The 12,781-nt window shown below is 45.7% G+C and carries 9 protein-coding genes; 2 read left to right on the plus strand and 7 right to left on the minus strand.

Features of this window, described 5'->3' with window-relative positions:
• Positions 1-435 precede the first annotated feature (435 nt).
• Together J8L84_RS02100 and J8L84_RS02105 are read left to right on the plus strand one after the other, a co-directional pair.
• Positions 436-2,151: a BCCT family transporter gene (locus J8L84_RS02100; protein WP_211069231.1), complete on the plus strand. Its 1,716-nt coding sequence runs from the start codon at positions 436-438 to the stop codon at positions 2,149-2,151.
• Between the two features lie 75 nt (positions 2,152-2,226).
• Positions 2,227-3,579, plus strand: coding sequence for an MFS transporter (locus J8L84_RS02105; protein WP_211069232.1), 1,353 nt, complete (start codon positions 2,227-2,229; stop codon positions 3,577-3,579).
• Between the two features lie 130 nt (positions 3,580-3,709).
• Here J8L84_RS02105 and purU read toward each other — a convergent pair whose 3' ends face one another.
• The 7 genes from purU to J8L84_RS02140 all read right to left on the minus strand — a co-directional run bounded on the left by purU (position 3,710) and on the right by J8L84_RS02140 (position 12,719).
• Positions 3,710-4,600, minus strand: coding sequence for a formyltetrahydrofolate deformylase (purU, locus tag J8L84_RS02110; RefSeq protein WP_211069233.1), 891 nt, complete (start codon positions 4,598-4,600; stop codon positions 3,710-3,712).
• 38 nt (positions 4,601-4,638) lie between these two features.
• Entirely contained in the window at positions 4,639-5,238 is a 600-nt protein-coding gene (soxG, locus tag J8L84_RS02115) for a sarcosine oxidase subunit gamma family protein (protein ID WP_211069234.1), read from the minus strand.
• Positions 5,231-8,356: a sarcosine oxidase subunit alpha gene (locus J8L84_RS02120; RefSeq protein WP_211069235.1), complete on the minus strand. Its 3,126-nt coding sequence runs from the start codon at positions 8,354-8,356 to the stop codon at positions 5,231-5,233. The genes soxG and J8L84_RS02120 overlap by 8 nt, the downstream gene beginning before the upstream one ends.
• Positions 8,353-8,646, minus strand: coding sequence for a sarcosine oxidase subunit delta family protein (locus J8L84_RS02125; protein WP_057794898.1), 294 nt, complete (start codon positions 8,644-8,646; stop codon positions 8,353-8,355). Before J8L84_RS02125 ends, J8L84_RS02120 begins: the two co-directional genes overlap by 4 nt.
• A gap of 17 nt (positions 8,647-8,663) precedes the next feature.
• Positions 8,664-9,914: a sarcosine oxidase subunit beta family protein gene (locus tag J8L84_RS02130; RefSeq protein ID WP_211069236.1), complete on the minus strand. Its 1,251-nt coding sequence runs from the start codon at positions 9,912-9,914 to the stop codon at positions 8,664-8,666.
• 96 nt (positions 9,915-10,010) lie between these two features.
• Positions 10,011-11,264, minus strand: a complete 1,254-nt coding sequence (gene glyA, locus J8L84_RS02135; RefSeq protein WP_211069237.1) for a serine hydroxymethyltransferase — start codon at positions 11,262-11,264, stop codon at positions 10,011-10,013.
• A 357-nt stretch (positions 11,265-11,621) separates the two neighbouring features.
• Positions 11,622-12,719, minus strand: coding sequence for a hybrid-cluster NAD(P)-dependent oxidoreductase (locus tag J8L84_RS02140; protein WP_211069238.1), 1,098 nt, complete (start codon positions 12,717-12,719; stop codon positions 11,622-11,624).
• Positions 12,720-12,781: the final 62 nt, after the last annotated feature.

Genomic DNA, 12,781 nt, shown 5'->3' on the forward strand with positions numbered 1-12,781 from the left:
GAGAAAAACTCAGATCTAATTAAAAAATGCTAAATGATTTACAAGCTTAAAAATTAATTTTTATAACCAGATAATCAACGGTAGTAATTTTTTAAATTTGTAGCGACGTATTTAGAAAGTTATGAGTCGTTATAATCAATATATCAACACCCTTGAATGCTAATCTGGCACGAAGAGCGCTATTCAAGAATAATAGTGAACATACTCACTGCCATTATTTGACTACAACAATGGCATCATTAATAAGCAATAACCGAACAAGGTTTGTTCACTTTTCGCAATCGACAAGAAGTTTGGTGAGAACAAAAATTAGGCACAAACGCACATTCACACTGTGATTGCCATTTACAATATACATTCACCAAATCTTGGCTTTACCTTAAAAATTTAAAGCGCTGCTTCGTACAGCAAACAATAAGTAAAAGAAGGTAAAAAATGTCTCATAATGCAGCTAAAGCATTAAATGCAAAAAAAGCCCTAGCTAAAACGCCCCCTACATGGCTACGCTTCGATTTTAAAAACGATATTAAACACAGCGTATTTTGGCCTCCCTTTTTGCTCCTTCTCGCCGCCATGGTTTTCAGCTTTGTTGATTTAGCACACTTCTTGCGCGTGGTTACCAACATAAATGATTGGATATTAGATACCTTCGCATGGTTGTTCAGCTTTTCTACGCTGTGTTTGCTGCTCTCACTTATCGCCACTTTTTTCTCCCCTTTAGGCAAAATTAGAATTGGTGGTAGCCGTGCTACGCCATTGCTCTCTAAATGGCAGTGGTTTTCTATTACTTTGTGTACCACTTTGGCCACCGGCATTTTGTTTTGGAGTGCGGCAGAGCCCATGTTCCATTTCTATGAACCGCCCGTGTCACTCAATATTGAAGCGCAAAGTGAAGCGGCAGCGGTATTCACCATGGCCACCATGTTTATGCATTGGACGTTCACTCCCTATGCAATCTATTGCTTGCCGGCATTGGTGTTTGCCCTGTGTTTTTATAACTTACAAATGCCTTTTTCTCTTGGTTCGTCACTAAGACCATTTTTAGGTAAGTTGATCACCCCAGCTACCGGCAAAGTTATCGATGCTATTGCACTGTTTGCGTTAGTTGCCGGTATGGCTTCATCGTTAGGCACAGGGGTGTTGATGTTAAGCGGCGGGTTAGAGTCGGTATTAGGGCTGCCCAATACCAAAACCGTAATGGCATTAGTGTGTGCCGCCATTGTTATTACCTTCGTGGCATCTGCGGTAAGTGGATTACAAAAAGGTATTGCTAAGCTATCTAACCTGAACGCTAAAATTTTTATCGTCGCTTGTATATTTGTGCTTTTCTTTGGACCCACCAGCTATGTATTTTCGTTAGGTATTGAAGGGTTAATTGACTATGGCACTCACTTTTTTGCTAGAAGCCTAAATACTTACACAGGGCCGAACGACGACTGGCCAAAATTATGGATAGTGTTTTATTGGGCAAATTGGTACGCATGGGCACCCGTGGTAGCGTTATTTTTAGGAAGAATTGCCCGTGGTTATACCGTTAGGCAGTTCATTGTCGTGAACTTAGTACTGCCTGCCTTATTCGCCATGATATGGATGTCTACCTTTTCTGGCAGCACCTTGTTTTTTGACCAAGAACTAAATGGCGGTATTCGCCAAGCCATGAACGCAAACGGGGCTGAAGGCGCTATTTATTCGCTATTCGATAACCTGCCAATTAGCGCTATTGTGGCTACGATTTTCATTTGTATCACGTTTATTTCTTACGTCACTGCGGCGGATTCTAATACCGATACCATGAGTAATTTATGCTCTGCAGATACTAATGAACCAGAGACTAACGAGCCAGAAACAGCCGCTAATGTTGAATGCGCCACAGATACTACCGAAGAGGCGAGTGCAAACTCTGGCTCATTGTTAATGCTGAAGTTCGTGTGGGGCATTAGCATTGGCGTTATCGCGTGGGTAATGGTGAGTTTTGCCAGCATTGATGGCATTAAGATGATGTCGAATTTGGGCGGTTTGCCTGCCATGTTTATCATTATATGCGTAAACGCTTCATTATTCGTGCTGGTATACCGCGTAGTTCGTGGCAATATGCTGGAACCGAAGCCAGCTAAAAACCACAGGAATATAGACCCTCCTGAAGGTTTTTAACTATCCCTAATTAACCGGTTACAGAGATGGCGTTAGAAAACTTACCTACTGGCGCCTCTTATATTGAGTAGAGTTATGCGCGTTTTACTTCAATCCATGTTTTCGTTGCTGCTTTCTGCGGCCATTTTACTGATAGGCCACGGTTTACAATATACCCTTGTGCCTTTGTATGCCGTTAGCCTTGATTGGGCGCCCTCTACCATAGGCTATATCGGTTCTAGCTATTTTCTTGGCTTCGTATTTGGCTGTTTAAGTGTGCCAAAGCTTGTGGCTAAAGTAGGTCATATCAGAGTGTTTACTGTATTAATTGCCTTAACTACGGCCTCTATGCTGTTCATTGGCATGGTGAACCATTTTGAATCGTGGTTGATAGCGCGATTGCTGATGGGTTGGTCGATGGCAGGTATCTACATGGTAATTGAAAGCTGGCTAAACGAGAAAACCAGTACTGATCATCGCGGCAGTATACTATCGATATATGCGGTTATTACGTTATTCGCTATCTGTGTAGGGCAATTGTTGGTCGGTTTCGATATTGGCTTTGAAAGGCTATTCATGCTGGCTGCTGCACTATTGGTATTAGGTATATTACCTATTGGGTTGACCTCTCGCACAGCGCCAAACCCTATCCCAGATATAAAATTTAGCTTCAAACGTATTATGTCGGTTTCGCAAATTGCCATGGTAGGTGCCTTCCTTGGCGGCTTTGTTACGGGTGGATTTTGGGCATTAGGGCCAGTGGCCGCAGACAGCAATGGCCTTGATGCCGGGCAAGTGGGTATTTTTATGGCCGTCACCCTGTTAGGAGGGGCCGCATTGCAATATCCATTAGGTCGATTATCTGACTTTATCGACCGACGCCTAGTTATTGCGGGCTTAGCTATAGTTGGCTTCATTATTTGTATTATTGCTGTACAGCCATTTTTTGAAGGCCCATCATTTATATTCATCACCATGTTTTTATTCGGCGGTTTAGTCTTTCCGCTTTATGCACTGTGCTTAGCCCACGCGAACGATAACACCGACCTTTCGGTGATTGAGATTGGAAGTGGTGTGTTAATGATGAATAGCTTAGGCAGTGTATTTGGGCCAATAGTGGTGTCTTCGTTAATTAAATACACCCAGCATGCCTTATTTATTGTGTCTGCCCTCGCCTTCTTCATTTTGGCTTGCTGGACGGTATACCGCATTAAATTCCACAAAGTGGATCGGGAGCACTTCACCCCGTTCGTTAACGTTAGCAAAACGACCCATGAGGTTATTGAAGTGGGTATTGATGAAGCAGAGCATGTTGATTCTGAAGTAGCTTCTGCTGTTAAGTCAGTTTCAGAGCCAGAACCAGTAACGGAATACGTGACCGCTTCTGAACCAGAACAAGACGCTGCAATAGCAGCTTATGATGAGCACGAACCAAAACCAGGTGCTTAGGCTAAACCTTAGAAGGCGCGCAAGCTTAATAAGCAGGCTTTAACGTAAGTCATTCCGGCTGGGCTAACGTAAGAAATAAAGATTGGGGCTAAGCAGTAAAAACTTACCCCAAACTTATACTGCCGTGGCGTTATTTAGTGAACACCACGGTTTTTTGGCCATAAAGAAATATGCGATTTTCAATGTGATTTTGCACCGCGCGAGCCAGAGTTAAGCACTCTACATCACGCCCCTTTGCGGCTAAATCTTGCGGCAAGAAACCGTGATCGACCGTTTCCACTCCTTGGCTAATAATAGGCCCTTCATCAAGTTCATCACTAACATAATGAGCCGTAGCGCCTACTAACTTAATGCCTTTTTCATAAGCTTGATGGTAAGGCTTCGCTCCTTTGAAGCCGGGTAGCAACGAGTGGTGAATATTAATCGCTCGGCCTTTTAGCTTCACGCACATGTCGTTCGACAACACCTGCATATAGCGGGCAAGTACCACTAAATCCGTATCATATTGCTGAATAACTCCCCACACCAAGGCTTCTTGTTCAGCCTTAGTTTCGCTGCTAATAGGAAAGTGGTAGTAAGGAATATTGTGCCATTTTGCTAGGCTGTCGCAGTCCGGGTGATTAGACACTATAGCTTGAATATCAACGGCTAAACTGCCCACCCGCCAACGGTATAACAAATCATTTAAGCAATGATCTTGCTTCGACACCATGATCACAATTTTAGGTTTATATGCCTTTGCGACCAACTGCCATTGCATCGAAAACTTATCGGCTTGCGGGCTAAAACCTTCAAAGAAGGCTTGTCTGTCGAAGTTCGCACCATTGTCGGGCCGAAATTCAATGCGAATAAAGAACTGTCCGTTTTCGGTATCGTCAAACGAGTGAATTTCGGTAATGTAGAAGCCGTTTTGATACAAATAACGGGTGACCACATCTACCGTACCCAATTTACTTGAACAGCTAGCGGTAATAATTTGTGCTTGCGCGTTTTGTTGTTGAGTATTTGTAGGCAGCGCCATTGCTGTTCCTTTCACGAAATATAAAGAGGTAGACCCAATTATAGGGTTACACGCAAACCATATTCTTTGCTGCTTTCCTGTAACCACAACCAAAAGTAGTCGGCAAAGCTTCGGCGTACGATAAGCTGAAAACTGTCGTTACCAGTGCGGCGAATATGAGTAGACGATTTAGCGAATGCGGTACCGATAACCTTTCCAACAGGAAACTGCTTAAGGTGAAAATCGTAGCCCGTTGATTTTTGCAGTACCTTAATACAATCAGGCCCGCTGATCTCAAGAATAGTTTGCCCGCCACTAATATCAGACACCGCAAAGTGTCCAGTGATACTTTCCCTTAGAGCCGCTTCTGTTGCTTCTTCTTTCCCGCCTTCAACAATAATGAGCCACTCATCAGGCGATAACCACATAATTGTAGCGTTATCATTTTGTAGAGACGTGCAAGGGGTTAGCGGTAGCGTTAAACCCAGTGCTTTTTCTACGCCGTTTTTAAATTCTGGACTGTCGCTATTGCCTCGTAGATTAAGGTGCCCCAGCAGCTTAGCTTCACGAAGAGACACGCCGCCTTCGTTCGTTACACTGGCTAAAGACTCAAAATCTGCATGGTACAAAGGTGACTGTACATTAACGATATTAGACATTTTGACGGTCTCCTTTGGCATCATAAAATACGGAACTGCATATCTCGGCTTCCACTGTGGTGCCATCGGCCAGAGGGACAAAAACAGACTGCCCCATGCGTTCAAGACCTCCTTTCACCACAGCCAGTGCAAAAGAGTGACCTAAGCACGCACTGTAATAACTAGAGGTAACATGCCCCACCATAGTCATAGGAATACTTTCGTTGGGGTCGAACACAAGCTGCGCGCCTTCGGGCAATACAAAGTTTTTGTCTTTTGGCTTTAGGCCAACGAACTGCTTGCGATCGCTGCGCTGGTTATCTTCTCGGATCCACGAGCGTTTACCTAGGTAACTGAATTCTTTTTTCTTCCCTACCACCCAGTTCATGTCTAAATCTTGCGGCGTTACCGAGCCATCGGTATCTTGCCCCACTATAATAAACCCTTTTTCAGCCCTTAAAATATGCATGGTTTCCGTGCCGTAGGGGGTTATATCAAACTCCTCTCCGGCGGCCATTACCGCTTCCCAGGTATGAAGTCCATGGTTGGCTTGCACGTTTATTTCAAAAGATAATTCACCCGTGAACGAAATACGGAAGATACGCGCCTTCACGCCCGCCACTTCGGTGGCTATCCACCCCATGTAAGGAAAGGCCTCGTTGCTCACATCAGCATCAGTGAGTTTTTCCAACACCTTACGGCTATTGGGGCCTGAAATCGTCATGGTAGACCAATGATCGGTCACTGTACTAAAGTACACTTCTAATTCAGGCCATTCAGTTTGATGCCATAGTTCTAGCCAGCTTAAAACAGCAGGCGCACCGCCTGTGGTGGTGGTCATTAAGAAGCGGTTGTCGTTAATACACGAGGTTACCCCGTCGTCAAACACCATACCGTCTTCTTTACACATTACCCCGTAGCGACATTTCCCTACGGCTAACTGGCTCCATGGGTTGGTATAAACACGGTTTAAAAACTCTCGAGCGTCTTTGCCTTGAATATCTATTTTGCCAAGCGTTGAAGCATCTAAAATACCCACGCTATTTCGCGTGGCTAAGCACTCACGTTGAAGTGCTTGCTGCATGGTTTCCCCTGGTTTAGGGAAATACCATGGGCGCTTCCATTGGCCTACATCTTCAAACTCTGCACCATTCGCTAAATGCCAACTGTGCATAGCGGTAAAGCGAGCGGGGTCGAAAAGATGCTTCACATCACTGCCCGACAGCGCCCCAAAGGTAACCGGCGTATACATAGGCCGAAAAATAGTGGTGCCGGTTTCAGGAATCGTTTTACCCAATGACTTGGCGGTAATTGCCATGCCATTAATGTTACCTAGCTTGCCTTGATCGGTACCAAACCCCAGTGCGGTATAACGCTTAACATGCTCGATAGACTCAAAGCCCTCGCGGTTCGCAAGCTCAATACCTGCGGCGGTCACGTCGTTTTGGTAGTCGACAAATTGTTTAGGAGCACGACTGGTAGGTTTCACATGAGGAATATGAAACAGTGCCATAGCGGGTGCTTCAACGGGCTCTTTGATAACAGGCGTACTGCTTGGCTTTACTAGTTTTAGCTTCGGAACTGGTTCAGCTGAAGGTTCTTGATCCGCTGAAGGCTCTTGATCCGCTGAAGGCTCTTGATCCGCTGAAGGCTCTTGATCCGGTTTACCGGTTGCCGCTTGTGATGCTTTAACGCCGCATTGCATACCTTCGTTCAACACCTGCGTTAACGAATATACGCCGTTAACGCCGCCACAGATAAGCTGTGCTTGCTCGGTTTTTCCTGGCACAAAACCTTGAATGTCATCTCGCCATACAGGCTTGCTACCCGTGTGCGACGATAAATGCAATACAGGGCTCCAACCGCCAGAACTAGCGACGGTATCGCAGGTGTAACTCACCACTTCACCCTCAACCTTGTCGCCATTGCTGCTAATCGGTGCCACTTCCACCGATTTAACCCGCTTACTGCCCTTCACGTTAATAATGGCGTGGCCGAATAAAACCTTAATGCCGAGCTCAATGGCTTGTTTAACTAAATCGCCTTCAGTACCTGCTTCTGGAGTAGGCCGTGTATCAGCTATTACCGCCACTTCTTTACCAGCATCATGCCAAGCTATTGCGGCTTTATAGGCATTGTCGTTGGTGGTCATTAAGGCCAATGCATTGCCAGGTACTACCGCATAACGATTAATATAAGTAGAAACCGCAGACGCCAACATACAACCCGGCACATCATTATTACCAAACACCAATGGCCTTTCGTGCGCGCCCGTGGCCAAAATAACGTGTTTAGCCCGTACTTTATGCACCCGCTGACGGGTGCCATTGCTATCGGTTTCACCAATATGATCGCTACGGCGTTCGTTAATACCTAAAAAGTTATGGTCGAAATAACCAAATACGGTGCTGCGTGGAAGTAGCGTAACGTTTTCATTTTGCTCTAACTCGCTTAGGGTGTTGGCCACCCATGCAGATGCACTCATGCCATCAAGCAATTGGGTAGAGCACAGTAAACTGCCACCCATTTCGTTTTGTTCATCAGCAATAATAACGCGGCTGCCTGCTTGCGCTGCGGCTAATGCTGCAGATAAACCAGCAGGGCCAGCCCCTACTACCATCACATCACAATGATGATGCATTTTGTCGTAGGTATCTGGGTCGGGTTGTAATGGGCTACTGCCTAAACCTGCACCTTTGCGAATAATTTTTTCATACGACATCCACATAGACTGCGGAAACATAAAGGTTTTGTAGTAAAAACCAGGGGGCATGGCTGCGCCGCCTACTTTACCTACCGTTTCCATTAAATCGAAATCTACATTAGGCCAACCGTTGGTGGCGTTGCACACAAGGTTTTGATACAGCTCGGTTTGCGTTGCCCGCGGGTTGGGAATAGTAGAAGCGTCGTTCGAGCCTATTTGAAAGATGGCATTGGGCTCTTGGGCATCAGCGGTAATAATGCCCCTTGGGCGGCTATATTTGAAACTTCTGCCTACTACATCAACGCCATTAGCTAATAATGCAGACGCGAGGGTATCGCCCTCAAAGCCCTGATAAGTTTTGTTATTAAACGTGAAATTTAAGGTTTTAAACCGATTAATGCGGCCACCTTGTTCAAGACGGTTTACTTGGCTCATTGTGTGTCCTCAGCAGTAATACTGGGCTGCTGCCCCATTTTGTAAGTTTCGAGTATTTTGTAGGTCACGGTGTGTCGGGTCATATTGAAGAACTTTCGACACCCAGTGGCGTGCACCCACATTTCATGGTGTAAACCACGGGGGTTTTTGCGGAAGAACAGATACTGAGACCATTCTTCATCAGTTAACGACTCTGGCGCTAAAGGGCGCACAATGTGGGCCTGACCGTGGGGGTGAAACTCTTCTTCTTCGCGATATTCTTCGCAATAAGGGCAGTAGATATGTAACATGTTTTAATCTCCCTGGCTTAGTGCGCAACACCGGCAGCGCCGTGTTCGTCAATTAGTTTGCCCGATGTGAAACGGTTCACGTCAAAGGCCTTAGCAAGTGGGTGTGGTTCATCTTTTGCCACTGTGTGTGCAAAAACATGGCCCGATCCCGGCGTCGCTTTGAACCCACCGGTGCCCCAACCGCAATTAAAGTACAGCCCCTTAATATGGGTTTTTGAAATAATCGGGCAGGCATCAGGGCACGTATCAACAATGCCGCCCCACGCGCGATTAAGCCTTACCCGGCTAAAAATTGGGAACATTTCGATAATGGCAGAAATAGTATGCTCAAGAATATTGAATGAGCCACGTTGCCCGTAGCCCAAGTAGCCATCGATTCCCGCGCCTATGACTAAGTCGCCTTTGTCCGATTGACTTACGTAACCATGTACATGGTTAGACATAACAACCGTGTCGAGTATGGGTTTAATCGGCTCAGACACCATGGCTTGTAAAGGATGAGACTCCAATGGCAGCTCCATGCCAACCATTTTGGCTAGCGTACCCGAGTTGCCTGCGGCTACGCAGGCAACTTTATCGGTAGAAATGAAGCCACGATTGGTTTCTACACCACAAACTGCTCCGTCTTTACGACGAATTCCGGTTACTTCGGTTTGCTGCAATAGGTCTACGCCTAGGGCATCTGCGGCGCGGGCATAGCCCCATGCCACGGCATCATGACGGGCTGTGCCGCCACGGGGTTGCCACGATGCCCCCATAACGGGGTAACGTGCGTTTTTAGAACAATCAAGAATTGGCACAAGGTCTTGTACTTCTTGGCCATTAAGTAATTGAGAGTCGATACCATTAAGTCGGTTAGCACTGACTCTTCGCTCAATGTCACGCATATCTTGTAATGTGTGACCTAAGTTCAGAACGCCGCGCTGACTGAACATTAAGTTGTAGTTTAAATCTTGGGCCAAGCCTTCCCACAACTTCAATGAATGTTCATACAAATGCGCCGCTTCATCCCATAAATAATTGGAACGAATAATGGTGGTATTACGCGCCGTATTGCCGCCGCCAAGATAGCCTTTTTCAACCACAGCAATATTGGTCATGCCATGCTCTTTTGCCATGTAATAGGCCGTGGCCAAACCATGACCACCACCGCCAACAATAATGGCATCGTAGTGCTTTTTAGGCGTTGGGTTTCGCCATACTCGTTGCCAGTTTTCGTGGTGACTCAAGGAGTGCTTTAGCAGTCCGAACCCAGAGTATTTTTGCATGGTTCTACCTTTCATTCATTGCGCGCAGCAATATCTGTTTATTAATGCCAACCCTACTTCTGTAGGCTGCTAGTCATAGTAAAAATGGCTAAGATGTTATCGATAGACGGGATGGGCTTCACATAGCGCCAACACGTTAGCGCGTACGGTGGCTATCGTATTTTCGCTATGAATGTCGTCTAACACATCGCAAATCCAATGGGTTAGGTCAGTCACCTCTTCAATTCCAAACCCTCTACTTGTGATAGCTGGCGTACCTATACGCAGTCCGCTGGTTACAAAAGGCGATTGGGGGTCGTTAGGCACTGAGTTCTTATTCACCGTAATATGTGCTTTACCAAGGGCGGCATCAGCATCTTTACCGGTCATATTTTTATCAATTAAATCGAGCAAAAATAAATGGTTATCGGTACCGCCCGACACCACTTTGTAGGTACGTTTTTTAAATACATCAGCCATGGCCCGGGCGTTGTCGATAACCTGCTTTTGGTATTCAACAAAGTCTGCTTCCATGGCTTCTTTAAACGAAATAGCTTTGGCTGCAATAACATGCATTAGCGGGCCACCTTGGCCGCCAGGAAAAACCGCAGAGTTAAATTTCTTTTCTAAAGCTTCATTGTGCTTGGCTAAAATAAGTCCGCCACGAGGGCCTCGAAGGGTTTTATGGGTAGTGGTGGTGACTACATCGGCAATGGGTACTGGGTTAGGATACTGCCCGGCGGCTACTAAACCTGCCACATGCGCCATATCAACAAAAAACCACGCACCTACTTCATCGGCAATATCGCGAAAACGCTGCCAATCTACTACGCGAGAATAAGCCGAAAAACCTGCAATAATCATTTTAGGTTTGTGCTCGTGCGCCAACGCCGCTACTTGGTCGTAGTCGATTTCACCGGTGGCTTCATTTAAGCCGTATTGCACAGAGTGATAAATTTTGCCGGAAAAACTAACTTTTGAACCGTGGGTTAGATGCCCACCGTGCGCCAAACTCATGCCTAATACCGTATCGCCTGGCGCGAGTAACGCCATAAATACTGCGGCGTTAGCTTGTGACCCAGAATGAGGTTGCACATTCGCGTAGTCAGCCGAAAACAACGCTTTGGCTCTATCAATAGCTAATTGCTCTACTACATCAACATGTTCGCAACCGCCGTAATAGCGTTTACCAGGGTAGCCTTCGGCATATTTGTTTGTTAGCTGAGTGCCTTGGGCCTGCATCACGCGGGCGCTGGTGTAGTTTTCAGACGCAATCAGTTCCACATGATCTTGTTGGCGTTTTTCTTCGTTAAGGATGGCTTGCCAAATTTCATTGTCGTACTCAGCAATCTGATCGTCTTTGTAAAACATTATGCTTTCCTCAGCACCGACAGCAGCGAACATTGTCGTAAATAAATGTGAATGTAATGACACTAACTTTTGGACGAAGGCGCTTTGTATCTAGCTGATTCAAGGTGAATCTTTTTGCCGTTTAGTTCGACTTCTTGTGCAGCATATTAGCCCTCGTTTTACTGGTTAATAGTTCTGCTAACGCCACAATTGCCACCATTAGCGACATTTTTTCATGGCATAAAAACTTGGATTAATTCACCCTCTTAGCTTGTAAAAATGGCTTGTAAAAAAAGGGTTATCAAAAACAAAAAATTCCGGGCTGGCCGGAATTTTTAAATAGGAAGGTAATCAGTATGGCAATACTAATATGGGCGTTTAATACTCTATTGCCACATCGCCTTTCGGTATGCTGCAGCAACTTAAAATGTAGCCATCTTCCACATCTTCATCGGTAATACCGCCGTTGTGTGACATTTCAACCTCGCCAGCTGTTTTCTTCACCATACACGTGCCACACATGCCTAGCCCGCACCCTTTGGGAATATGCAAGCCCACCAGCGCAGCCGCAGTATGCACGGTTTGATCGGGTTGAATCTTGATTGATTTACCGCTGTTACTAAACTCAACTTGCAATAAGTCGTCGGTATCAATGTCGATATTGGCGTTATCATCGGCCTGTTGCTGCGCGTCTTCATGAGCTTCGGTAGGCGGCAAGCCAAAGCTTTCTTCATGGTAATTTTCCATGTTGAAACCTACTACCGTGAGCAGCTTTTTAATGGCATCCATGTAGGCTGGCGGTCCGCAGCAAAAAATAGTTCGCTGCATAAAATCAGGGGCAATAATTTCTAGTTGGCGCTGGTCAACAAATCCATAATAACCATTCCAACTTTCACCATTTTCGTAGCGTTCGCACACAATATTTAAATTGAAGTTGTCGATGCGCGAGTCCATTAATTTCAGTTCGCGATAATAAATGATGTCTCTGGGTGTTCTGGCGCTGTGAACGAAGGTGATATCTACGTTAGCATTGGTGTCGTACCACCAGCGTGTCATCGACATAATAGGCGTAATACCTACCCCGCCAGATAGCAATAAGACTTTGTCGCTGACAATATCAAAGCAATTAAATGCACCCACTGGGCCGTGAATAGTGAGTAAATCACCCAGCTTTAAATTGTCGTGCATCCAGTTAGATACTTGGCCGCCAGGTATGCGTTTTATGGTAACGGAAAAGCTGTAGGGCACAGAGGGTGACGACGAAATTGTGTAGCTACGAAATACTTGCTCACCGTTTATTTGCAATTCAAAGGTAACAAACTGCCCCGGCTTGAAAAAATGCATAACCGGCGAGCTTGCCTTAAAGCAAAATGTGCGCACATCCATGGTTTCATAGATAACGTTAACGCACTGCACTTCATGGCGCCCATTGGCCCAACTTTGCGTATTTACATCGGTTAAAAAATTCTCGCTCATTGCGAACACATTCCATAAAACTAAACGGGATATGCGCTCAATATCTACTAGTAAGAAATGCC

It is taken from the genome of Alteromonas sp. MMG017 (assembly GCF_018100795.1).
Lineage (GTDB): Bacteria > Pseudomonadota > Gammaproteobacteria > Enterobacterales > Alteromonadaceae > Alteromonas.

Excerpts from the sequence above, each read along its gene's own strand:
- J8L84_RS02100 (WP_211069231.1), top strand. The coding sequence starts at position 436 with ATGTCTCATAATGCAGCTAAAGCATTAAATGCAAAAAAAGCCCTAGCT.
- J8L84_RS02105 (WP_211069232.1), top strand. The coding sequence starts at position 2,227 with ATGCGCGTTTTACTTCAATCCATGTTTTCGTTGCTGCTTTCTGCGGCC.
- purU (WP_211069233.1), bottom strand. The coding sequence starts at position 4,600 with ATGGCGCTGCCTACAAATACTCAACAACAAAACGCGCAAGCACAAATT.
- soxG (WP_211069234.1), bottom strand. The coding sequence starts at position 5,238 with ATGTCTAATATCGTTAATGTACAGTCACCTTTGTACCATGCAGATTTT.
- J8L84_RS02120 (WP_211069235.1), bottom strand. The coding sequence starts at position 8,356 with ATGAGCCAAGTAAACCGTCTTGAACAAGGTGGCCGCATTAATCGGTTT.
- J8L84_RS02125 (WP_057794898.1), bottom strand. The coding sequence starts at position 8,646 with ATGTTACATATCTACTGCCCTTATTGCGAAGAATATCGCGAAGAAGAA.
- J8L84_RS02130 (WP_211069236.1), bottom strand. The coding sequence starts at position 9,914 with ATGCAAAAATACTCTGGGTTCGGACTGCTAAAGCACTCCTTGAGTCAC.
- glyA (WP_211069237.1), bottom strand. The coding sequence starts at position 11,264 with ATGTTTTACAAAGACGATCAGATTGCTGAGTACGACAATGAAATTTGG.
- J8L84_RS02140 (WP_211069238.1), bottom strand. The coding sequence starts at position 12,719 with ATGAGCGAGAATTTTTTAACCGATGTAAATACGCAAAGTTGGGCCAAT.